The organism is Arthrobacter sp. (assembly GCF_048266065.1).
Classification (GTDB): Bacteria; Actinomycetota; Actinomycetes; order Actinomycetales; family Micrococcaceae; genus Arthrobacter_H.
This window is the reverse complement of sequence record NZ_JBLXAH010000001.1, coordinates 91,474-113,778: the sequence shown is the minus strand read 5'-3', so window position 1 is coordinate 113,778 and position 22,305 is coordinate 91,474. Positions and strand designations below refer to the sequence as shown.

Sequence of the window (22,305 nt, the reverse complement as noted above, 5' to 3'; positions counted from 1 at the left end):
CTGATGCTGCTCATTGACTGCCCGAACTGCGGGCCCCGCGACGAAACCGAATACCACTATGGCGGACAGGCCCATGTGGCCTACCCCCAGGACCCCTCGGCCCTGACGGACACCGAATGGTCACGGTTCCTCTTCTACCGCCAGAACCCCAAGGGCGTCTTCGCCGAGCGGTGGAACCACGCTGCGGGTTGCCGCAAGTGGTTCAACGCCCTGCGTGACACCGCCACCTACGAGATCCAGGCCATCTACCAGCTCGACGAGCCGCGCCCCGATGCGATATCCCCGGAACTCGCCAACACCCCCCACCACGACCCAGCAGGAGGAACACGATGAGCCCCCAGCAGCCCGCATCGCAGCCGGGCCGCCTCGACGCGGACCGGGTCCCGGGCCACGGCATCGACCGGTCCTCGACCATCAGCTTCACCCTCGACGGAGAGCGCCTTAACGCCCACCCGGGTGACACCATCGCCTCCGCCGCACTGGCCGCCGGACGCATCTCCTGCGGCAACTCGCTGTACCTGGACCGCCCCCGCGGCATCCTCTCCGCAGGAGTGGAGGAGGCCAACGCGCTGGTGACCGTCGGGGCCCGCTTTGCCGGACACGTCGACGAATCGATGCTGCCGGCCACCGTCACCCAGGTCACCGACGGCATGGAGGCCTCCTACCTCAGCGGCCTGGGCGTGCTCGATCCCCGCCGCGACGAGGCCTACTACGACCGCAAGTACGTGCACGCCGATGTGCTCGTCGTCGGTGCCGGCCCTGCAGGGCTGGCCGCGGCCCGCCAAGCCGCCGACTCCGGTGCACGGACGATCCTCATCGACGAACAGCCGGCTCCCGGCGGATCGCTGCTGTCCTCCGGCACCGAGCGGATCGACGGCGTTCCCGCCGCCCAGTGGGCCGACGAGACGGCCCGCGAACTGGAGATGGCAGCGGAATTCACCTACCTGCCCCGCACCACCGCCTTCGGCGCCTACGACGCGAACTACATCATCGCCGTCCAGCGCCGCACCGACCACCTCACCGAGGCCCCCGGCACCGGCGTTTCGCGCGAACGCATCTGGCACATCCGCGCCCGCCAGGTCGTCGTGGCGACCGGGGCGCACGAACGCCCCCTGGTCTTCGCGAACAACGACCGCCCCGGCGTCATGCTCTCCTCGGCGGTGCGCAGCTACCTGAACCGCTACGGCGTCGCCGCCGGATCCCGCGTGGTGGTGGCCACCACCAACGACTCGGCCTACGACACCGTCGCCGATCTGGCGGCCGCCGGGGTCGACGTCGCGGCGGTCGTCGACTCGCGGCCACAGGCCTCCGCCATCGCGGCGCGGGTCCTCGGGGCATCGGGGGTGCGCGGCATCTTCGGTTCGGCGGTCGCCGACACCTCGGCCGACGCCAAGGGGCGCCTCGCCACCGTCGAGGTCACCGGCCTGGCCGATGACGGCGCCGCCACCGGCGAGCGCGAAACCCTCGAGGCCGACCTGCTCGCCGTCTCCAACGGCTGGAGCCCGGTGGTGCACCTGTTCAGCCAGCGACAGGGCAAAGTCGCCTGGAACAAGGAACTGGCAGCGTTCGTCCCCGGCAATCCGGTGCGCGACCTGCACACCGCGGGCGCCGTCAACGGCTCGTTCGACCTCGCGGCCTGCCTGGCCGAAGGCGCCGCGGCGGGCCAGGCAGCGGTCGCCGCGGTGGGAGCCCGCGCAGCGGTCCCCGCACCGCGTGCCGACGCCACTGCGGCGTCGGACCCACGGCCGCTGTGGCTCATCGGCGACACCGGTGACGCGGCATCCATGACGAGCCACTTCGTGGACCTGCAGCGCGACCAGACCGTCGCCGACGTCGTGCGCTCCACCGGGGCCGGCATGCGTTCGGTGGAGCACATCAAGCGCTACACCTCGATCAGCACCGCGAACGACCAGGGCAAGACCAGCGGGGTCGCCGCCATCGGCGTCATCGCCGCCCTGCTCGGCGTCGACGAACTCGGGGACATCGGGACCACCACCTTCCGCGCCCCCTACACCCCTGTCACGTTCGCCGCATTGGCCGGCCGGCAGCGCGGCCAGATGCTCGACCCGGCCCGCCTGACCTCGATCCAGCCGTGGCACGAAGCCCACGGCGCGGAGTTCGAGGACGTGGGCCAGTGGAAGCGCCCGTGGTACTTCCCGCAGGCCGGGGAGGACATGGACACCGCAGTGCAGCGCGAATGCGCCGCAGTCCGCGACTCCGTGGGGTTCATGGACGCCACCACCCTGGGCAAGATCGAGATCCGCGGCAAGGACGCCGGGGAGTTCCTCAACCGCATCTACACCAACGGATTCAAGAAGCTGCGCCCGGGCCTGGGCCGGTACGGGGTCATGTGCACCCCGGACGGCATGATCTTCGATGACGGGGTGACCCTGCGCCTGGACGAGGAACGCTACTTCATGACCACCACCACCGGCGGTGCCGCCAAGGTGCTGGACTGGTTGGAGGAGTGGCTGCAGACCGAGTGGCCGGACCTGGACGTGGTGTGCACCTCGGTGACCGAGCAGTTCAGCACCATTGCCGTCGTCGGGCCGAAGTCACGCGAGGTCATCGCGCGGGTCGCCCCGGACCTGGACGTGTCCAACGAGGCGTTCAAGTTCATGGAGTTCCGCGAGACCACGCTGGCCAGCGGGATCCCCGCCCGCGTCTGCAGGATCTCCTTCTCCGGCGAATTGGCGTTCGAGATCAACGTCGCCGCCTGGTACGGGCTCAAGGTGTGGGAGGACGTGGCCGCCGCGGGCGCCGAGTTCGACATCACCCCCTACGGCACCGAAACCATGCACGTGCTGCGCGCCGAGAAGGGCTTCATCATCGTCGGGCAGGACACCGACGGCACCGTGACGCCGCAGGACGCCAACATGGAATGGGTGGTGTCCAAGCTCAAGGACTTCATCGGCAAGCGCTCCTACACGCGGATCGACACGGCCCGCGAGGACCGCAAGCACCTGGTCGGCGTCCTGCCGGTGGACCGGACCACGCTGCTGGAGGAAGGGGCCCAGCTGGTCACCGCCGGCACCCCGATCACCCCCGAGGCCGGCCCCGTCCCGATGGAGGGCCACGTGACCTCCAGCTACCGCAGCCCTGCCCTGGGGCGGACCTTCGGCCTGGCGCTGGTCGCCAACGGCCGCAACCGCATCGGCGAGATCATCCAGTCCCCCGTGGACGGCCGGCTGGTCGACGTCGAAATCACATCCCCCGTCCTCTACGACCCTGAAGGGAGCCGTCGTGATGGCTGAAAACACCTTGCAAGCACCCGCCGTGAGCCAGGAGGTCGCCGGCCTGCGCACCAGTCCCGTGGCCCACCTGGCCGAACAGATGGCCTCGGCATCGGTGTCCGGGGAGCGCGGGGTCTCCCTGCGCGAAATCCCGTTCCTGGCCCAGGTGGGCGTGCGCGCCCGCCCCGGGACGCCATCGGCCGCGGCCCTGGAAGCGGCGTTGGGCACCACGCTCCCGCGCCGCTCCGGCGAGGTCACCGGGCCCGCCGGACGCCAGGTGCTGTGGATCAGCCCCGATGAGTTCCTGCTCGTCGCCGACCCCGACAGCGTGGACGTCGCCGCGGCGGCCGCCGCCCTGGGCACCGGGGAGCAGGCGTTGCCCGGTTCGGTCGTGGACCTCTCCGCCAACCGCACCACCCTGGAGCTCTCCGGCCCCTCGGCCCGCGCGGTGTTGGAGAAGGGGTGCCACCATGACCTGCACCCCTCGGTCTTCGCGGTCGGGACGGCGGTCTCCACCCAGCTGGGCCCGGTGCCGATCCTGCTGTGGAAGACGGACGAGACCACGTTCCGCCTGATGCCCCGGGCCTCGTTCGCGGACTACACCGTGCACTGGCTGCTCGATGCGCTGGGCGAGTTCGCGGCCCCCGAGGTCCCCTGAGTCCCTGCCCTCCCCACAGGCCCACCGTCGTCGTCGTGGTCTTCCGACCCCGGCGACGACGGTGGACCACGTAGGATCACCCTGTTCCGGATCCGTCAGCACCACCCACCCTTCGAGAAAGCAGGCCCCATGGCACCGGTCGCCGAAGCCCCAGCCCACGAATTCGTCCTCAGCCTGGACTGCCCCGAACGCCCCGGGATCGTCCATGCGGTCTCCGGGTACCTGCTCGAACATGGCGGGGACATCCATGAACTGCGCCAGTTCGACGACCTCGGATCGAGCCGCTTCTTCATGCGCGTCCACTTCGCCAGCCGGTCGGGCGAGGACTTCCCCCAGGTGGCCGCCGACGCCACCGAGGAGTTGAAGCGCCTGCGCGACGCGTTCGCCCCGCTGGCCGGCGAACACGACATGCAGTGGAGCCTGCGCCCCCGGGCCGAGAAGCGCAGGGTGCTGATCATGGTCTCCAAGTTCGGGCACTGCCTCAACGACCTGCTCTACCGTTCGCGCATGGGCGAACTGCCCATCGACATCGTCGCAGTGGTCTCCAACCACACCGACCACCAGTCACTGGTGGAATGGCATGGCATCGACTTCCACCACGTACCGGTCACCCCGGACACCAAGCCGGCGGCCGAGGCGAAGCTGCTGGAACTCATGGACGACTACGACGTGGAACTGGTGGTCCTGGCCCGCTACATGCAGATCCTCTCCGACGAGCTCAGCCGCCGGCTCACGGGCAAGACGATCAACATCCACCACTCGTTCCTGCCCTCGTTCAAGGGCGCCAAGCCCTATCACCAGGCCCATGCGCGCGGGGTGAAGACGGTCGGCGCCACGGCGCACTACGTCAACAGCGAGCTGGACGAGGGGCCGATCATCTCCCAGCAGGTCCAGGATGTGGACCACACCTTCTCCCCCGCGGATCTGGTCGCCGCCGGCCGCGATACCGAGTGCAAGGCACTGTCCAACGCGGTGAAATGGCATTGCGAGGGACGCGTGTTCCTGCTGGAGAACCGCACGGTGGTGCTGCGCTAGGCACGACGGACCGCGGCCCGGGGCGGCCCGACGTCATGGCCGATCCCTGACGGATGTCACTGTCGGCCACGGCGGCGCCCGCCTAGCGTGTAGGACATGAGCGAAACCCTCGACGACACCCGGACACCGGTACCGCGCGGCGTCTCACGCCCCGGTCATCCCGCACTGATCGGTGCGGTCATCGGCGGCATCGGCGGCACGGTGTTCGTTGCGGCCAACGCGCCCGCCCTGCCGGCGCCCTGGACCGGGATCGCCTGGGTGGCCGGCGCAGTGGCCCTGGCCGTGTGGTGCTGGACGGTCCTGCTGGCCCGGCGCGTGATGCCCGATCTGCCCCGTCCCGGACGTTCGGCGGGGTGGGTGTACCTGGCGGGGATCGCCGGGATGTTCCTCATCATGTTCGCCGGGTCCCGGCTCCTGGCGGCCCTTGACCGGGAGCCGGTGCAACCAGCGGTGATCGTCGTGGCGGTGGGCGTGCACTTCCTGCCCTACGCGCGGGCCTTCGGCGCCCCGGTCTTCGCCCGCCTGGGGGCGGCCCTCGCCGTCGTCGGCGTGCTGGGGCTGGCCGGGGGCCTGCTGGTCACCCCGGTCGCGGCATCCGCCAGCGCCGTTGTGGCCGGCCTGGTGCTGCTGCTGGGCATTTCGGCCGATGCGCATGCACCGGCGCCCCGGGGCGCCCGGTCCTGACCCGTCGCGTGGTCCGCGCCCCGGGCACGGACCACGCGGGCCCTGCTGTCAGTCCAGGTGGGTGGCGGCGAACATCTTCAGCAGCGTCTGCACGACCACCACGTTGGGGCCCTCGGCGGCGAAGGACTGCTGCAGGGCCGCCTTGACATCCTGCGGCGCCACGGCCCGGGCCGGGATGCCGAAGGATTCGGCCAGCGCGACGAAGTCGGGGCGGGCCAGTTCGGTGGCGGTGGCCTTGCCGAACGCCCCCTCCATGTACTCGCGCAGGATCCCGTAGCCGCCGTCGTCGACGATCAGCCAGGTCACCGCGCTCTGGTGCTGTTTCGCGGTGGCCAGTTCGGCGATCGAGTACATCGAGGACCCGTCACCGGAAACAGCGAGCACGCGGCCCTCCATCCCTTCCTTCCCGGCCACCGCCAGGCCGACGGCACCGCCGATGGCCGCAGGGAAGCCGTAGCCGAGCCCGCCGGCGCCCTGGGCTGAGTGGAATTCCCCGGCGCGGGCATCCCAGCAGCTCCAACCCCAATATGCGGCGATCGTCATGTCCCAGTACGTCTGCATGGTGTCCGGGACGGCGGCACGGATGTCCTCCATGAAGCGGCGTTCCAGGCCCAGGTCCTGGGCGTCGAGCCGGTCGGTGACCTTGTGAAGCGTCTGCGTGACCACCTGCTCGGGCGAGGACCCGTGCCAGTCGGGGGCACCGGCGTCGTTCCCGGCACGATGCTCATCCAGCGCGTCGGAGAGGAACCGCAGGGCGGCCTTCGCATCGGCCCGGATGCCCAGGGCGGGGCTGTTGGATTCGAGCACGCGGGGTTCGGCGTCGATCTGGATCATGCGCCCGCGCGGGGCGAGCGTGAAGTAGTTGGAGGTGACCTCGCCCAGGGCGGAGCCGATGACGATCAGCACGTCGGCGTCCTCGAGCACCTCGGTGGTGTGCCGGTCCTCGATCCAGGACTGCAGGCTCAGCGGGTGCTCCCAGGGGAACGCCCCGTTGCCGCCGGGCGAGCAGATCACCGGGGCGCGCAGCTGTTCGGCCACGCGCAGCAGCTCGGCCTGGGCCCCGGCCCGGCGGACGCCGCCGCCGGCCACGATCGCCGGGCGGCGGGCCTGGCCCAGCCAGCGCACTGCCTCCTCGATGAGCTCCACGCGTGGCGGGTGCTCGTACGCCTCGGCGAGCGCGTCGACCACCGGGGGGACGAAGACCTCGGCCAGCAGGATGTCCTGGGGCACCTCGACCCAGACGGGGCCCTGCGGCACGGTGATGGCGTCGGCCCAGGCGTCCTGGATGGCCGAGGGGATGCCGGAGGCGTGGTGGACGGTGCGCTGGGATTTGGTGACGTTGGCGGCGGAGGCCTTCTGGTCATCGAGCTGGTGCAGCATGCCCTTGCGCCGGGCGCCGAGCCCGTCGAGCGGGATCTGGCTGGCGATCACGACCATCGGCACGCCGGTGGCGTAGGCCTCCTGCAGCCCAGCCAGCGAGGTCAAAGCCCCGGGGCCGGTGGAGAGGAACAGCACGCCGACCTCTCCGGTGGCCCGGGAGTAGCCGTCGGCGGCGAACGCCGAGTTGTTCTCCACCCGCGAGGAGACGAAGTGCAGTTCCGAGCGCGAGAGCGCGTCGAACAGGCCCAGGGCGTGCTGGCCGGGGATGCCGAACACGGTGCGCGCCCCCAGGGCGGAGAGCGTCTCGATGACCAGGTCGCCGCCGTTGCGGGGCGCCGACGGGGTCGACGGTGTGGTGGATGCGTGGGGGGCCGACATCATGCCCCCTGTCCGGCGGTGCGCTTGTCCGCCATGAGGGAGACCAGGTCGTAGGCGACGTGGGAGCCGGCGACGCCGGTCATCTCGGCGTGGTCGTAGGCGGGGGCGACCTCGACCAGGTCGGCGCCGATGAGGTTCATGCCGCGCATCCCGCGCAGGATCTCCAGCAGTTCGCGGCTGGTGATGCCGCCGGCCTCGGGGGTTCCGGTGCCGGGTGCGTGGGCGGGGTCCAGCACGTCGATGTCAACCGAGATGTACAGCGGGCGGTTGCCGATCCGGTCCCGGAGCTTGGCAACGACCTCGGCGACGCCCTGGTAGTAGACGTCGGAGGAGGTCACGATCCCGAACCCGAAGCGCTTGTCGTCCTCGAGGTCCTTCTTGCCGTAGAGCGGTCCGCGGGTGCCGACGTGGGAGATGGCCTCGGTGTCGAGGATGCCCTCCTCCACGGCCCGGCGGAACGGGGTCCCGTGGGTGTATTCGGCGCCGAAGTAGGTGTCCCAGGTATCCAGGTGGGCGTCGAAGTGCAGCATGGCCACCGGTTCGCCGGCGCGTTCGGCGGCGGCGCGCAGCAGCGGCAGCGCGATCGTGTGGTCACCGCCGATGGTCATCAGCGAGGAGCCGTCGGCCGTCAGGTCCAGGGCGTTCTGCTGGATGGTCTCGATGGCCTCGTTGATGTTGAACGGGTTCACGGCCATGTCCCCGGCGTCGGCGACCTGGACGTTTTCGAACGGGGAGATGTCCAGCGCCGGGTTGTAGGGGCGCAGCAGGCGCGAGGATTCGCGCACGTGGTTGGACCCGAACCGGGCGCCGGGCCGGTAGGAGACGCCGGCGTCGAAGGGCACGCCGACCACCTTGATGCCCGCCGTTTCGACCTGGTCCAGTCGCGGCAGGCGGGCGTAGGTGGCCGCTCCGGCGAAACGCGGGATGCGCGATGAATCAATGGGCCCGATGTTGCCGTTGGCCTCGATGCGGATCTCTTCCATGGTTCTCCCTCGGCTAGTTGCCTCATAAGATACATTTGTTGCTCTTCATGCTATTTGTGGCCCGGGGCACAGTCAAGGAGCACGACGCCGGCATCCCCGCTCCACCCTCGTCCCACCTCACGTGCGGGTCAAGACGGCACCCCCGGCGGGCTGCAGTGCCGCAGATCACGCCCCCTGCCGACCTTGTCCTCTTGTTTCCGGGCGCCGTCGGCGTAGTGTTCCACCTCGTGAAGAAGACAGCGGGCCTGCGCCCCGCCACCGGCTCCGGCCCACAGCACCCGATTCGACGCCGCCTGGGCACCTGGCTCATGCGGGACGGGATCGCCCATCCCGAGGCACCCGGCCAGGCCCACCCGCACCACGACACCGGACAGCCCTGGTTCAAGGTCATGTGCCTGTCGGGGCTGGACTACTTCTCCACGCTGGGGTACCAGCCGGCCATCGCCGTGCTGGCCGCCGGGGTCCTGGCACCGCTGGCCACCCTGGTCCTGGTCGCCGTCACGCTCGGTGCCGCCCTGCCGATCTACCGCAGGGTCGCCGCGGAAAGCCCCCACGGACAGGGCTCCATCGCCATGCTCGAACGGCTGCTGCCCCACTGGAGGGGCAAGGTCCTGGTCCTGGTGCTGCTCGGTTTCGCGGCGACGGACTTCATGATCACCATGACCCTCTCCGCCGCCGACGCCACCGCCCACATCATCGAAAACCCCTTCACCCCCGCCTGGTTCGAGGGCAGGAACGTGCCGATCACGCTGGTCCTGCTGGCGTTGCTCACTGCACTGTTCCTGCGCGGATTCACCGAGGTCATCTCGCTCGCCGTCGGGATCGTCGGGGTCTACCTGGCCCTGAATGTCGTGGTGCTCGGCTCCAGCATCGCGCGCATCGTCGCCTCCCCCGGGCCCGTCGGCGACTGGTGGACCACCCTGACCACCAGCCACGGCAGCCCGTGGATGATGGTGGCCATGGCCCTGCTGGTCTTCCCGAAACTGGCCCTGGGGCTCTCCGGCTTCGAGACCGGGGTCGCCGTCATGCCGCAGATCCGCGGCCGGGCCACCGACACCGAGGCCAACCCCGCGGGCCGGATCGCCGGAGCCAAGCGCCTGCTGACGACGGCAGCAGTCACCATGAGCGTGCTGCTGGTCATCTCCTGCGTGGTCACCACCTGGCTGGTGCCGTCGGCGGAACTGCAGCCCGGGGGCGCCGCCAACGGCCGCGCCCTGGCCTACCTGGCGCACGAACAGCTCGGCGAGGGCTTCGGCAGCGTCTATGACCTCTCCACCATCCTCATCCTCTGGTTCGCCGGGGCCTCGGCACTGGCCGGACTGCTCAACCTGATCCCCCGCTACCTGCCCCGCTTCGGCATGGCCCCGGAGTGGGCCCGGGCCAACCGGCCGCTGGTCCTGGTCATCGTCGCCATCGCCGCCCTGGTGACCCTGCACTTCAAGGCGAGCGTCGACGCGCAGGGAGCCGCCTATGCCACCGGAGTGCTGGTGCTGATGACCTCGGCTGCGGTCGCCGTGATGCTCTCGGCCCGGCGCAAGCGCCAACGCGGGCGCACGGTGGCCTTCGCCGTCGTCGTGGTGGTCTTCCTGTACACGACGATCGCCAACGTGGTCGAGCGGCCCGACGGCCTGCGCATCGCCGCCCTGTTCATCGCGGCGATCCTCTTCGTCTCCTTCATCTCGCGTTTCCGCCGCTCCACCGAGTTGCGGGCCACCACCGTCATGTTCGACGACGCGGCCCACGACCTGCTGCGCTCCGCCGCCGATGCGGGACAGATCTCGCTGATCGCCCACGAACCGGTGCGCTTCAGCGCCGAGCGGTACCGCCACAAGCTCCAGCACGCACGCGTCGCCAGCCACCTGCCCGAGACGGCCCGGCCGCTGTTCATCGAGATCACACTCGGCGACTACTCGGACTTCGCCCAGGACCTGCTGGTGTGCGGCACGACCCGGCACGGCTACCCGGTGCTCACGGCCACCGCCCCGTCGATCCCCACGGCGCTGGCGGCGATCTGCCTGCGGATCCGCGACGAATACGCCACCATGCCGCACCTGTACTTCAGGTGGACGGAGGGCTCCCCGCTGCGCAACCTGGCGGGCTTCCTGCTGTTGGGCCAAGGCGAGATCGCCCCGCTGACCCGTGAGGTGCTGCGCGAGGCCGAACCGCAGGTGCAGCGCCGCCCCTGGATCCATGTGGGCTGAACCGGCGATGCCGTCGGTGGCTGGCCTACGCTGAGGGGGTGACACTTCCAGCCACCGAATCCACGACCGAGATGACGGTGCGCCGCATCGCCGTGCAGACGCCGCTGGCCTTCGGCTCCCTCACGGCGCGTTTCGAGGCGGCAGTGCCGGCCCTTGACCTGGCCGGACTCGAGCAGCTGGCGGCACGCGGGGCCACCTGGGATGAGCTCCAACGCGCTGCGGGCCACGAGGCGGCGTACGAGCTGTACCGCTTCTGGACGCATTCCCCCTCGGCGCTGCTTCACCTGGCGGGCAACGATGCGCCCAGCCGCATCTACCTCATCGGCAGCCTGGCGCTGTCGGCCCGGTTGTTCCGCATCGAACCGGGCACCGCCCTGCATGCCCCGCTGCGGATCGAACTCCACGCCCACCGTGCCGGCGGCACGGTGATGTCCTTCGACCAGCCGGGATCCCAGCTGGGCAGCTATGGGCCGAACAAGATCCGGCAGGCCGGCTACGAACTGGACCGGCTCCTCGGGGACCTGTTGGAGGGGCTGGACCTGCCCCGGCCCACGGCGCTGCGACGCTGAGACGCTGAGGCGTTCCGGGGCTCAGCGCGAGGCCGCGGGGACCAGCGTCCAGAGGACCACTGTCTCGGTGTCGGTGGGGTTGATCCACGAATGCGGTTCGCGGCCGGGGAAGGTCAGCGAGTCGCCGGCCTCCAGCTCGAAGCGCTCGTTGGCGAAGATGATGATGAACGTCCCCGAGACCACATGCAGGACCTCGACCTCGCAATCGACCGAATACAGCTCCGACTCCCCCTCACCGCGGGGTTCGATGACGGCCCGGATCATCTGCAGGCGCTTCTCCGAGCGGCTGGTCATCAGGCGCTCGACGATGCCATGGCCACCCAGGGAGATGCGCGGCGCACTCTGGAGCCGGACCACATGGGTCTCCGGCTGGGCGAAGAGGTCCCCGATGGAGACGGAGAGAACCTGGCACAGCGTCACTAACGACGCGACCGACGGTGAGGTGAGGTCGCGTTCGACGCGGGAGAGGAAGCCCTTGGTCAACCCGGTGGACTCGGCCACCTGCTCGATCGTCATGCGTTGGGCATGCCGTGCGGCCCTGATCTTCGAGCCGATCGCCAGCGGCGTGTTGCTGGGTTCGACGGGCAACGCCTTCATGGGTGGGATACTCCGAGTCCTCGTGCGCGTGGTGACAGTGACGGTGGTAACAGTGGTGACGGGGAATGCGATGCTGCATTCCGTCACACAGCATAGGTCAATTGATTTGTAAGCCAGCTCACTTTAGCCTAGTGGACAACAGGTGTTTACCGTCAAGCATCTATCGTCGTCTCCCCACGAAATAAGGTCCCCCATGGAAATCATCAACATTGCGATTGTCATCGCGTATCTGATCGCGATGCTCGCCTTCGGCTGGTGGGGCAAGTCGCGCACCAAGAACAGCAGCGACTACCTGGTCGCCGGCCGACGCCTCGGCCCCTTCCTCTACACCGGAACCATGGCCGCCGTCGTCCTCGGTGGCGCCTCCACCGTCGGCGGCGTCGGCCTGGGCTACAAGTTCGGCGTCTCCGGCGCCTGGCTGGTGATCGCCATCGGCATCGGCGTGCTGCTGCTGAGCCTGCTCTTCGCCCCACGTCTGCAGCGGCTGAAGATCTTCACCGTCTCGCAGATGCTCACCCTGCGCTACGGCTCGAAGAACGCCACGAACGCCTCGGCCATCGTCATGCTGGCCTACACGCTGATGTTGTGCGCCACCTCGACCGGCGCCTACGCCACGATCTTCGTGGTGCTCTTCGACTGGGAACGCTGGCTGGCCATCGCCGTCGGCGGCGTCATCGTGCTGGTGTACTCCACCATCGGCGGCATGTGGTCCATCACCCTGGCCGACCAGGTCCAGTTCGTCATCAAGACCATCGGCGTGTTCGCCCTGATGCTGCCCTTCGCCCTCTCGGCGGCCGGCGGCTTCGACGGGATCTCCGCAGGAATCCCCGAACGCGCCAGGGAGGCGTTCTTCAGCTGGGGCGGCATCGGCGCGCAGACCATCATCACCTACTTCGTCGTCTACACGCTGGGCCTGCTCATCGGCCAGGACATCTGGCAGCGCGTGTTCACCGCCAAGACCCCGAAGGTCGCCCGCTGGGGCGGTTCGACCGCCGGCATCTACTGCGTGCTCTACGGCGTGGCCGGCGCGTTGATCGGCATGTCGGCCCGCGTCGCCCTGCCCGGCATCGACATCGAGAACCTGGGCAAGGACGTCATCTACGCCGAGGTCGCCATGAACCTGCTCCCCGTGGTCGTCGGCGGCATCGTGCTGGCCGCCGCGGTCGCCGCCATGATGTCCACCGCCTCCGGCGCCCTGATCGCCGCCGCCACGGTGGCCCGCAACGACGTCACCCCCTTCGTTGCCGGCTGGTTCGGCAAGAAGATCGAGGTCAACTCCGGGCGCAACCCGGAGCACGATGTCGCCGCCAACCGCTACTGGGTGCTGGGCTTGGGCGTGGTCGCCATCATCCTGGCCATCGTCGTCGACGACGTCGTCGCGGCCCTGACCATCGCCTACGACATCCTGGTCGGCGGCCTGCTGGTCTCCATCCTCGGCGGGCTTCTCTGGAAGCGCGGAAACGGCGTGGGCGCTGCCCTGTCCATGGCCGCGGGAACCATCGTCACGCTGACGACGATGATCGTGCTGGAGGTAGAGTCCGACGAGAAGTTCGGCGGCGTCTACGCCAACGAGCCGATCTACTACGGCCTGCTCTGCTCGCTGGTGGTCTACCTCGTCGTCAGCCTGCTGACCCCGGCCACCCGGCCCGAGGTCAGCCGGCACTGGGCCGACCGCGTCTCCGGACGCGTCGATGTCGAGGGCATCCCGGCGGACCAGCAGTAGCCACACGGCAACCATCGCCGCACCCCGTCTGCCACCGCAGGCGGGGTGCGGTGTTCCCCCGTACGGAGGCTACGGCACCTGGAACCACAGCAGAGTGGGCTCGCCCCCACCTTCGGCGACGTTCATCGAGACCCACCCACCATGGTTGCCCTCGGTATAGGCAAAGAGGGTGGAGGGCTGGGCCACCTGGAGCTTCAGGCGCCCTTCCACGCCGAGGTCCAGGTCCTCATTGGCATCGGTGCGGAACTTCAGGTCATCCGAGATGACAATCGGTTCCTTCCCGTTGTTCCTGAGCCGGACGGCAAACTTGTAGCTGCCACCGAAGGGGGATTGGACCCCGCCCAGATAGGTGACCGACAGCTGGCCGACCGTGGTGGGCTTCTCGCTTTCCAAGAAGGTCAATTGCGCCACCGGCAGGCCCTGGATGGTGAAGTCCTGGATCCTTTGTTCTTCATCAAAACGCAGATTGGCATACTGCAGGCAGGCACCGGCCTCCTCGGGGCCCTGGCAGACATTCATGATGTTGCTGAACCGGTGGTAGTGGAATTCCGGCTGATCCGACGTGGGGGCCTCCGAGTAGGCAGTCCACATTTCCTTCCACGCCCTGGCGTAGGACTCGGCGGGCGAACCGGGGGCCGAGTAGGCCAGGGCCATGCTCGCGCTGGAGGCCGGCAAGCCATCGGGGGCCGACGTCTGGACGTTCACTGCCTTGAAATAGTTGTCCACCGTGTGTTCCCGTGCCTGGATCGTCCCCACGGTCGGCAAGCCCAGAAACGGCCACAGCCAACTGGCAGCTGCAAGGCACAGTGCTATACCTGACATCCACAGGCTGGTCTTCTGGCCGGCCCCCGATTCCCGAGGCCCCTCGCCCCGGGGCGCGGCCGGTTTCCCGCCGCTTCCAGACCCACTCTCCACCGCAGATGCCGGGGCATCACCGTCGTTGGCTGCCATGGGCCGATCATAGCCCCGGAGTTCCCCTTTCCGGCCTGTTACGCGAAACGAATCTAGCCGCACCAGCCCTGGGATGCACCGGCAGTGGCCCCGGACACAGCTTGGGTGGCTCCACCATTCGCGTTAGGCTGGCAGAAAGCTTCATGAGACGCGGGCAACAGCTCCGACTACCCGCGCACCAACCCCAGGTTCGCGGGTGGTTCGGATGAGGAAGCGGCCCGCGCGACAACGTGCCGGGTAAGAACGCACGAAAGGAAATCCGTGGCGCACAGCGTCCCTGTTCTTCCCATTTTCGATTCAATGCTCGGCACCGTCTGCCTCAACGTGGATGGCGCCTGGGAGCGCTTCATCGCCCCCCACCCCAAGGATCTGGCCCATGCCCTGGGCAACACCGCGGGACGCCCCGCGTGGGAGGCCGACTCCTGCGCCCTGACCGTGCGGGTCCCCCGGGCCGGCCGGTCCGACGGCGAAGCACAGGTGTTCTTCCTCGAACGCCTCCCCGTCCGCGAGCACCGCGACGCCGACTCGGCTATGATGGTTGGCTGAAGGGGAGTAGTTCCACACCCCGTCCGCCCGGACCTTGAGGCCTGGGCGGACGACAGAGGATCTGTCGACATACTGATCGCCACGACGGCGGTCCGGCAATCCACCCGGCGTCTGCGCCGGGCGAACGAGACCTTCGGCCCGCTTGTGGCGGTCCGAGGTCGTGCGCATCCCCGCAAGCCTTTGACCGGCACCCCCGCCTTCGCGCGGGAGAAACGAACCGATTGAAGGACGCCCGATGACACCGGATGCCCACCTGCCCGATGCCCCCGCCGATGGCGGGACCCACCGCCCCGAACCCACCCCCAGCGAGATCCGCCGGTGGCGCAAGTACCTGGCCGACGAACGGGCCGAGGGGGCGATCTACGCCGCACTGGCCTCGCGCCGCGAGGGCGAGGAACGCGAAATCCTGTTGGGCCTGGCCACCGCCGAGAAACGCCACGAGGAGCACTGGGCGGCCCTGCTCGGCGAGCACGCGGACAAGCGGGTTCCCCCGTCCCTGCGCCGGACCATGCTGCGTTTCATGGCCAGGAACTTCGGCTCCGTCTTCGTCCTGGCCCTGGCCCAGCGGGCCGAGGGCGACTCGCCGTACGAGGACGACGACGACGCGACGGCCCAGATGGCCGCCGACGAGCTGGTCCACGAGGAGGTCGTCCGCGGTCTGGCCACCCGGGGCCGCACCAGGCTCTCCGGCAACTTCAGGGCTGCGGTCTTCGGAGCGAATGACGGATTGGTGTCCAACCTCGCCCTGGTCATGGGCGTCGGGGCCACCGGCGTCTCCAGTGCCTTCGTCCTCTTCTCCGGCATCGCCGGACTGTTGGCCGGCGCCCTGTCCATGGCCGCCGGCGAGTACGTCTCGGTGCGCTCCCAACGCGAACTGCTCACCGCATCCCAACCGACCCAGGTCACCCTGGTGGCCGCCCCCGACCTGGACCTGCAGGCCAATGAACTCGTGCTGGTCTACCGGGCGCGCGGCATGAGCCGCGAGGCGGCCGAGCACCGGGCCGCCGAACGCATGGGCAAGTTCAGCTGCGACTGCGACCCGTCGCTGTCGCTGCAGCCCGAGCTGCCCGAGGAGACGGAGGACGAGCACGAGACCCTGGGCTCGGCCTTCGGGGCCTCGGCGTCGAGCTTCTGCTTCTTCGCCTCCGGCGCGCTGATCCCGATCCTGCCGTACATCTTCGGCATGACCGGGCTCGCCGCCGTGGTGCTCTCCCTGGTCCTGGTGGGCATCGCGCTCATGGCCACCGGCGGGGTGGTCGGCCTGCTCTCCGGCGCGTCACCTGCCAAACGCGGATTCCGCCAGTTGGCCATTGGCCTCGGCGCAGCCGGCGTGACCTACCTGCTGGGACTGCTCTTCGGCGGTACGGTCGCCTAGGCACGGGATGGGTGCCGGGCCGGCTCAGCTGGCGCGGCGCAACCTCCGTGCCGCTGCCGGGGGCAGCCCGGTGCGTACCGGGGCGGGGGTCGTGCCCGGCTCCGACTCGACGAGGGCCGGTGCCGGCGCGGGCTGTGCCTTCGGCTTCGGTTTCGGTTTCGGCTTCTCCCACCGGCCGGCCTTGGCGGCGGCGATCGCCTCGCGTGCCGGGCGGACCGGTGCGGAGGCCAGCGGCCTGGCGGTCGCTCCGATCGGCGGCATCGGCTCGACGGGGACCTCCGGCTCGTGCTTGCGCTTCCGGGCCGCCTGGGCCTGCTCGTGTTTGCGTTTTTTGGCTGCCTGCTCCTGCTCGAGGCGCGCCGCCTTCTCGGCCCGCGCCTGCTCCTCGCGGGCTGCCTTTTCGACGCGGGCCCGTTCGGCCTGCGCTGCCGCCTCGGCCTTGGCCGCCTGGACCCGTTCGGCTTCGGCCGCCTTCTCCGCAGCGGCGCGTTGCGCCTGCGCCACCTTTTCGACCTTGGCCGCCTGGCGTTCGGCGCGTGCCTGACGGGCGACGGCAGCACGTGCGGCCCACTCGGCCCGTCGCTCGGCGCGCGTCTGGGCGGTCCGGGTGGCCCGTTCGGCCTTCGCGGCCTGGGCGGCCGCAGCCTCCGCATCCGCGCGCTGCGCCTGCTGAAGCCGGGCCTGCTTCCGGGCCTCCTCCTGCGCCGCCTCGGCGGGGGTGGCAGGCGTGGCCTTCTTCGTGCGCTTCGACGGTTCGGGATCGGTGGGGCGCGGGGTTTCGGGGTCGAAGTAGTCGGCCAGCCGCTCCAGCGTGCGCTCAATGTTCACCGGCGTGGTGCGGGTGAACCCGAGCACCTTCAGTGGCCATTGCCGTTTCAGCCGGGAGGCGTCCCAGGTTTCGCGCACCAGCGTGCCGCGTGGTGCGGGGGTCAGTTCATAGCGCCACCGGTGGCCGTTGAAGTGCCGCCAGGCGATGACCCGGGCCTCTTCGAATTCCACGACGGTGTTCCGGATCTTGTAGCCGAGGCCCAGACGCATGTCCATGCCGAATTCGGCGCCCAGGCTCAAGCGGGCGGGCTGCTCCTGACGGGCACGCTTGACCGTGCCGGAACCGTCGATGAGCGGATGTTTCGACGGGTCGGCCAGCAGTTCGAAGATGGCTCCGGGGGGAGCCTGGACCAGGCGCTGCCGGGTCACGAAATACGGGTTCGAGTCCATGACGCCAGCGTACCCAGCCGAGCTGTCCATCCGCTGGACGTCGGCGGCCGCCGCGCGGATGGATTCCCGCGGGTGGAATCCCGACTGGCGGCGCGGCGGCAGTTCAGCCGGCGGAGAGGATCCGCACCGCGTCCTCGACGTCGTCGACCAGGTGGATGGAAGCATCCATGTCACGTCCCCGCGCGAGCGCACGCAGCAACGGCCAGGCCGGCAGGTCGTGGCTCCAGTAGCGGCGCCCTACCAGCACCATGGGCGTCTGGACCCCAGCGGTGCCGTAGTAGTTCTCGCAGGCGTCCTGGAAGATTTCCTGGACGGTTCCGGCGGCGCCGGGCAGCACCACCAGTCCCGACGTGCAGGCGGTGAGCAGCACGTCCTCACGGATCGAGTTCGCGAAGTACTTCGCCACGTGGGTGGCGAAGACGTTGGGCGGTTCGTGCCCGTAGAACCAGGTCGGGATCCCCAGGCTGGCGGTGCCGTGCGGATGCCGTTCCACCACCTCCAGGCCGGCGCGCACCCACCCGGTGACCGAGGGGCGGAACGAGGGGGCGGTGGCCACCGTGGCGAGGGCCCCGTCGATGGCGGGCTCATCCTCCGCCGACAGGTAGGCCCCGAGGTTGGCCGCCTCCATGGCCCCGGGCCCGCCGCCGGTGGCGACCGTGAAGCCGGCCCGGGCCAGTCCCGTCCCCAGCCGGAGGGCATCGGCGTAGTCGTCCGACCCGCGCTGCGCCGCGTGCCCGCCCATCACCCCCACCACCCCGCGACCGGGGATCGTGCCGGCGGGGGCACCGTCGTCGTTCCCTGCCCCGGGCCCGGCCTCCAGCAACTGCCCCAGGGCCACCCCGATCGCATGGTCGTGCAAGGTGGCCGCCAAGGCGGCATCCAGGGTGCCGCGCCCGCTGCCCGGGCGCCGGGTCCAGGCGTAGATGCGGGCATCGGGGGTCTGCTCGTAGGGTCCGGTGCCGATGCCCTCATAGAGTTCCGCCGCCGTATACAGGCCGCCACGGTAGGGGTCGAAGGGCAGCCCGGGCAGTTCCGGGAAGATCAATGCCCCGCGCCGGCGCAGCCCCTCCACCGCGTCGGCCGGCAGATCGCAGCCCAGGAACACGGCCCCCGACACGTCGGCCTGCTCCAGGACCGCCCCGCGCCGGAGCAGGTCCACCGATTGCAGATGCCATCCGGCCATCGACGCGCCCGGTGCCGCGGTGTGGGCGTCGAACTGCTCCAGCGTGTCGATGTCCAGCTCGTGGGGTGGGGCCTGCATCGCCGGGGTCGTCTTCATGTCGATACCCTACGACTCCCCCACAGCAGCGGGCATCCCGGTTCGCCGCAGGGGCCCGGATCGTGAAAAGATGCAGGGATGGCCGAATCCGCATTCCCGCTCGTCGACGCCCGCGAAATCCTGCGCGTGGTCGGCGGAGCCGCGTTCACCCGCGGCAAGGGGTACGCGAACGCCGAGCACGTCCTGGACCTGGACTTCCGCACCAGCGACTCCACGCTGTCCTCCGGCGTGTCGGGGACCGCCGACGAGCCCTACGACACGGCGGTGGTGCTGCGCCGGGCCAAGGACGCCTGGACGATTGCCGACTCCTGGTGCACCTGCCCCGTCGGCGCCGCCTGCAAGCACGTCGCCGCCGTGCTGATCTACTCCAACACCCTGCACCTGCGGGCCCAACGGGTGTTCTTCGAGAACACCAGCACCCCGGTGAAGGTCCCCGCCTGGCAGGATTCGCTGAATTCACTCATCAACGCGGGCCATCGCGGCACGGGCACCACCGAACGCCACCACGTCCAGCCCATGGCCCTGCAATTCGAGTTGCAGGACACCACCCAGGTCGCGCACCGGCAATGGGCGCCGGGCTCCGGGGTCGGACACCAGCGCACCTCCAGCCACCGCTGGCGCCTGGGCGTGCGGCCCATGGTCCTGAACGCCAAGGGCCGCTGGATCCGCGGGAACCTGCGCTGGAACACCATCAGCTTCAAGACCTACGGGCTGAACCTGGACGAGGAACAGCACCGCTGGTTCTGCCAGTTCGTCCCGCTCTACCGCGCCAACGGGCAGCTCTACTTCGGCGAGGACAACGACTGGCTCTACCTCGACGAGTTCTCCTCCCCGCTGCTGTGGTCGCTGCTGCGCGAAACCACGGCCCTGGGCATCCGCCTCATCGGCCCGCACGCCGACACCGAGATCCACCTCGCCGAGCCGGCCAGCGTCGGGCTCTCCGCCGGACGCGCCGGGCACGACGACGGTGCGCTGGACCTGGTGCCCAGGCTCACCTTGGAGGGCGGCGACCTGGCCCTGGGTCCGGACACCCCGGTCGGGGCGATCGGCACCCATGGCGTCTACGCGGCCCGGGCCGACGGCGACCTGGTCATCCTGGCCCCCACCACCCAACGGCTCAGTGCCGCCGAGATCGCCCTGCTGCACCGCCCCGAGCCCGTGGTCGTTCCTGCAGGGGACGTCGATGACTTCCTGGCCAGCGTGTACCCGCGCCTGGGCCGCCGGCTGGCCGTCAGCGCGATGGACGATTCGATCGAACTGCCCCAGATCCTGCCCCCGCAGCTGGTCCTGTCGGTGAACTATCCGGGCGGCGACGCCGCGGAGCTCGCCTGGGACTTCGACTACGGGCACGGCCCCGTCGACGCCGACCTGCGCGATGCCGACACCGAGACCGCGTTGGAGGAAGCCGCGCTGGCGGCACTGGCCGATTCCAGCGCCCTGGCCGGCCGCGCCCTGGTCCCGCGCACCCTGCACGGGCTGGACACCGTGGACTTCGTGCGCCGCTCCCTGCCGTTGCTCGCCGAGGTCGAGGGCCTGCAGATCCGCGCCACCGGCACCCCTCCCGAATACCGGGAACTGACCGAATCCCCCGAGCTCACGGTCACCACCGTCGAATCGGAGAAGCGCGACTGGTTCGACCTGGGCCTGGTCATCGCCATCGGCGAGCGCAGGATCCCGTTCGCCGACGTGCTGCGGGCCCTCTCCCGCGGGCAGACCCGCATGCTGATGCCGGACAAGACCTACTTCTCGCTCGAGCACGAGCTCTTCGACAAGCTGCGCGAGCTCGTCGCCGAGGCCGGGGCGCTGAACGACAGGAACTCGGAACTGCAGATCACCCGCTACCAGGCGTCGCTGTGGGAGGAACTCGAGGAACTCGCCACGGTCACCGAGGGCCCGGACTCCTGGTACGCCGGGGTCAACTCGCTGCTCAACGTCGCCGACGCCGATCCGCCGCCGCTGCCGGCCGGGCTGAAGGCCACCTTCCGCCCCTACCAGCGCGAGGGCTTCGAGTGGCTGGCCATGCTGTGGCGCAACGAACTCGGCGGCGTCCTGGCCGATGACATGGGCCTGGGCAAGACGGTGCAGACCCTGGCGTTGATCCTGCACGCCAAGGAGCAGTGGGCAGCTGCGGTCCCCGACGGCGGGGACCCGGCCCGCGCCCGGCGTGGGCTCGATCGGGCAGCCGGCGCCCCGGCGTCGTCCTCCACCGCGGTCCCCGGCCCCTTCCTGGTGGTCGCCCCCACCTCGGTGGTCGGCAACTGGGCCGACGAGGCGGCCCGCTTCGCCCCGGGGCTGAAGGTCGAGGCCATTTCCGACACGCAGGGCCGCGCCGCCCGGCCGCTGTCCACCGTCGCCGCCGAAAACGACGTCGTGGTCACCTCCTACACGCTCTTCCGGCTCGACGCCGAGGCCTACCATTCCCAGACGTGGGCCGGGCTGATCCTGGATGAGGCCCAGTTCGTGAAGAACAAGGCCACCAAGGCCCACCATGCGGCCCGGGACCTGAACGCAGCGTTCAAGTTGGCGATCACCGGTACCCCGATGGAGAACAACCTGATGGAGCTGTGGTCCATCTTCGCGATCGTCTCCCCCGGGCTGTTCCCTTCGGCGCTGCGCTACGCGGAGAACTACCAGCGGCCCATCGAGAAGCAGGGGCTGGACGAACCGCTGGCGAGGCTGCGCAAGCGGATCCGCCCGTTCATGCTCCGGCGCACCAAGAGCGCCGTCGTCACCGACCTTCCGCCGAAGCAGGAACAGGTGCTCAACGTGGACCTGACCCCGCGCCACCGCAAGATCTACGACACCCACCTGCAGCGCGAACGCCAGAAGATCCTGCGCCTGGTCGATGACATGGACAAGAACCGGTTCACCATCTTCCAGTCGCTGACGCTGCTGCGCATGCTCTCCCTGGATGCCTCGCTCGTGGATCCGGAGTACGACGGCGTGGCCTCGGCCAAGCTCGATGTGCTCTTCGAGCAACTTGCCGATGTGCTCGCCGAGGGGCACCGGGCCCTGGTGTTCAGCCAGTTCACCTCGTTCCTGAAGAAGGCAGCCGCACGGCTGGAGGCCGAGGGCGTGGAGTACGCGTACCTGGACGGGTCCACCCGGCGGCGCACCGAGGTCATCGACTCGTTCAAATCCGGGAAGGCACCGGTGTTCCTGATCTCGCTGAAGGCCGGCGGGTTCGGGCTGAACCTCACCGAGGCCGACTACTGCTTCCTGCTGGACCCGTGGTGGAACCCCGCCGCCGAATCCCAGGCCGTCGACCGGGTGCACCGGATCGGGCAGACCCGCAATGTCATGGTCTACCGGATGGTCGCCAAGGACACGATCGAGGAGAAGGTCGTGGCCCTGCAGGATGCCAAACGCCAGCTGATCTCCTCGGTCATGGACGCCGGGGAGGGCTTCGGCTCGGCCATGACCGCCGAGGACATCCGCAACCTGCTCGTCGATTAGACCCCGCACCCGGGCCGCCCGGCACCGGGTCCATGGGGA

17 protein-coding genes and 1 riboswitch are annotated in these 22,305 nt (G+C 69.7%); of the genes, 11 read left to right on the top strand and 6 right to left on the bottom strand.

Annotated features, from left to right (window positions below; all coding sequences use genetic code 11):
• Positions 1-3: 3 nt before the first annotated feature.
• The 5 genes from ACN0TP_RS00560 (at position 4) to ACN0TP_RS00540 (ending at position 5,610) form a co-directional block, all read left to right on the top strand.
• A complete protein-coding gene (locus ACN0TP_RS00560; protein WP_417215375.1) occupies positions 4-333 on the top strand; it encodes a sarcosine oxidase subunit delta in 330 nt (109 codons plus the stop codon).
• Complete coding sequence (locus tag ACN0TP_RS00555) at positions 330-3,254, top strand: sarcosine oxidase subunit alpha family protein (RefSeq protein WP_417215373.1); 2,925 nt, start codon at positions 330-332, stop codon at positions 3,252-3,254. Before ACN0TP_RS00560 ends, ACN0TP_RS00555 begins: the two co-directional genes overlap by 4 nt.
• Complete coding sequence (locus ACN0TP_RS00550; RefSeq protein WP_417215371.1) at positions 3,247-3,891, top strand: sarcosine oxidase subunit gamma; 645 nt, start codon at positions 3,247-3,249, stop codon at positions 3,889-3,891. The genes ACN0TP_RS00555 and ACN0TP_RS00550 overlap by 8 nt, the downstream gene beginning before the upstream one ends.
• Positions 3,892-4,020: 129 nt before the next feature.
• Entirely contained in the window at positions 4,021-4,926 is a 906-nt protein-coding gene (gene purU, locus ACN0TP_RS00545) for a formyltetrahydrofolate deformylase (protein ID WP_417215370.1), read from the top strand.
• A gap of 96 nt (positions 4,927-5,022) precedes the next feature.
• Positions 5,023-5,610, top strand: a complete 588-nt coding sequence (locus tag ACN0TP_RS00540; protein ID WP_417215368.1) for a hypothetical protein — start codon at positions 5,023-5,025, stop codon at positions 5,608-5,610.
• A gap of 48 nt (positions 5,611-5,658) precedes the next feature.
• On the opposite strand, the gene ACN0TP_RS00535 is transcribed toward ACN0TP_RS00540, so the two are convergent.
• The gene (locus ACN0TP_RS00535; protein ID WP_417215366.1) at positions 5,659-7,371 is read right to left on the bottom strand and encodes a thiamine pyrophosphate-binding protein; all 1,713 of its coding nucleotides are present in this window, start codon (positions 7,369-7,371) and stop codon (positions 5,659-5,661) included.
• Complete coding sequence (speB, locus tag ACN0TP_RS00530; RefSeq protein ID WP_417215364.1) at positions 7,368-8,351, bottom strand: agmatinase; 984 nt, start codon at positions 8,349-8,351, stop codon at positions 7,368-7,370. Before speB ends, ACN0TP_RS00535 begins: the two co-directional genes overlap by 4 nt.
• Before the next feature lie 308 nt (positions 8,352-8,659).
• On the opposite strand from speB, the gene ACN0TP_RS00525 reads away from it, so the two are divergent.
• Both ACN0TP_RS00525 and ACN0TP_RS00520 read left to right on the top strand, forming a co-directional pair.
• Positions 8,660-10,552 (top strand): amino acid transporter, encoded by a 1,893-nt coding sequence (locus ACN0TP_RS00525; RefSeq protein WP_417216469.1) that lies wholly within the window; start codon positions 8,660-8,662, stop codon positions 10,550-10,552.
• A gap of 38 nt (positions 10,553-10,590) precedes the next feature.
• The gene (locus tag ACN0TP_RS00520; RefSeq protein WP_417215362.1) at positions 10,591-11,121 is read left to right on the top strand and encodes a hypothetical protein; all 531 of its coding nucleotides are present in this window, start codon (positions 10,591-10,593) and stop codon (positions 11,119-11,121) included.
• A gap of 21 nt (positions 11,122-11,142) precedes the next feature.
• Here the strand turns inward: ACN0TP_RS00520 and ACN0TP_RS00515 are convergent, their stop codons facing one another.
• On the bottom strand, positions 11,143-11,718 hold the full coding sequence (locus ACN0TP_RS00515) for a helix-turn-helix domain-containing protein (protein ID WP_417215360.1): 576 nt from the start codon (positions 11,716-11,718) through the stop codon (positions 11,143-11,145).
• Positions 11,719-11,911: 193 nt separating this feature from the next.
• On the opposite strand from ACN0TP_RS00515, the gene ACN0TP_RS00510 reads away from it, so the two are divergent.
• Complete coding sequence (locus tag ACN0TP_RS00510; protein WP_417215358.1) at positions 11,912-13,441, top strand: sodium:solute symporter; 1,530 nt, start codon at positions 11,912-11,914, stop codon at positions 13,439-13,441.
• Between the two features lie 69 nt (positions 13,442-13,510).
• Here the strand turns inward: ACN0TP_RS00510 and ACN0TP_RS00505 are convergent, their stop codons facing one another.
• A complete protein-coding gene (locus ACN0TP_RS00505; RefSeq protein WP_417215356.1) occupies positions 13,511-14,167 on the bottom strand; it encodes a hypothetical protein in 657 nt (218 codons plus the stop codon).
• A 364-nt stretch (positions 14,168-14,531) separates the two neighbouring features.
• Positions 14,532-14,642, top strand: a riboswitch (SAM riboswitch).
• A 50-nt stretch (positions 14,643-14,692) separates the two neighbouring features.
• On the opposite strand from ACN0TP_RS00505, the gene ACN0TP_RS00500 reads away from it, so the two are divergent.
• The gene (locus ACN0TP_RS00500) at positions 14,693-14,938 is read left to right on the top strand and encodes a hypothetical protein (protein ID WP_417215354.1); all 246 of its coding nucleotides are present in this window, start codon (positions 14,693-14,695) and stop codon (positions 14,936-14,938) included.
• Between the two features lie 235 nt (positions 14,939-15,173).
• Positions 15,174-16,313 carry a VIT1/CCC1 transporter family protein gene (locus ACN0TP_RS00495; RefSeq protein WP_417215352.1) on the top strand — a complete coding sequence of 380 codons (1,140 nt, stop codon included), beginning with the start codon at positions 15,174-15,176 and terminating at the stop codon, positions 16,311-16,313.
• Between the two features lie 24 nt (positions 16,314-16,337).
• Here ACN0TP_RS00495 and ACN0TP_RS00490 read toward each other — a convergent pair whose 3' ends face one another.
• The gene (locus ACN0TP_RS00490; protein ID WP_417215350.1) at positions 16,338-17,531 is read right to left on the bottom strand and encodes a hypothetical protein; all 1,194 of its coding nucleotides are present in this window, start codon (positions 17,529-17,531) and stop codon (positions 16,338-16,340) included.
• Positions 17,532-17,634: 103 nt separating this feature from the next.
• The gene (locus tag ACN0TP_RS00485) at positions 17,635-18,810 is read right to left on the bottom strand and encodes an LOG family protein (RefSeq protein ID WP_417215349.1); all 1,176 of its coding nucleotides are present in this window, start codon (positions 18,808-18,810) and stop codon (positions 17,635-17,637) included.
• A gap of 78 nt (positions 18,811-18,888) precedes the next feature.
• On the opposite strand from ACN0TP_RS00485, the gene ACN0TP_RS00480 reads away from it, so the two are divergent.
• Positions 18,889-22,266, top strand: coding sequence for an SNF2-related protein (locus ACN0TP_RS00480; protein ID WP_417215348.1), 3,378 nt, complete (start codon positions 18,889-18,891; stop codon positions 22,264-22,266).
• Positions 22,267-22,305: the final 39 nt, after the last annotated feature.

Coding starts and splice junctions, on each gene's coding strand:
- ACN0TP_RS00480 (WP_417215348.1), top strand. CDS start 18,889: ATGGCCGAATCCGCATTCCCGCTCGTCGACGCCCGCGAAATCCTGCGC.
- ACN0TP_RS00540 (WP_417215368.1), top strand. CDS start 5,023: ATGAGCGAAACCCTCGACGACACCCGGACACCGGTACCGCGCGGCGTC.
- ACN0TP_RS00535 (WP_417215366.1), bottom strand. CDS start 7,371: ATGATGTCGGCCCCCCACGCATCCACCACACCGTCGACCCCGTCGGCG.
- speB (WP_417215364.1), bottom strand. CDS start 8,351: ATGGAAGAGATCCGCATCGAGGCCAACGGCAACATCGGGCCCATTGAT.
- ACN0TP_RS00525 (WP_417216469.1), top strand. CDS start 8,660: ATGCGGGACGGGATCGCCCATCCCGAGGCACCCGGCCAGGCCCACCCG.
- ACN0TP_RS00485 (WP_417215349.1), bottom strand. CDS start 18,810: ATGAAGACGACCCCGGCGATGCAGGCCCCACCCCACGAGCTGGACATC.
- ACN0TP_RS00515 (WP_417215360.1), bottom strand. CDS start 11,718: ATGAAGGCGTTGCCCGTCGAACCCAGCAACACGCCGCTGGCGATCGGC.
- ACN0TP_RS00500 (WP_417215354.1), top strand. CDS start 14,693: ATGCTCGGCACCGTCTGCCTCAACGTGGATGGCGCCTGGGAGCGCTTC.
- ACN0TP_RS00510 (WP_417215358.1), top strand. CDS start 11,912: ATGGAAATCATCAACATTGCGATTGTCATCGCGTATCTGATCGCGATG.
- ACN0TP_RS00550 (WP_417215371.1), top strand. CDS start 3,247: ATGGCTGAAAACACCTTGCAAGCACCCGCCGTGAGCCAGGAGGTCGCC.
- ACN0TP_RS00495 (WP_417215352.1), top strand. CDS start 15,174: ATGACACCGGATGCCCACCTGCCCGATGCCCCCGCCGATGGCGGGACC.
- ACN0TP_RS00490 (WP_417215350.1), bottom strand. CDS start 17,531: ATGGACTCGAACCCGTATTTCGTGACCCGGCAGCGCCTGGTCCAGGCT.
- ACN0TP_RS00555 (WP_417215373.1), top strand. CDS start 330: ATGAGCCCCCAGCAGCCCGCATCGCAGCCGGGCCGCCTCGACGCGGAC.
- ACN0TP_RS00560 (WP_417215375.1), top strand. CDS start 4: ATGCTGCTCATTGACTGCCCGAACTGCGGGCCCCGCGACGAAACCGAA.
- purU (WP_417215370.1), top strand. CDS start 4,021: ATGGCACCGGTCGCCGAAGCCCCAGCCCACGAATTCGTCCTCAGCCTG.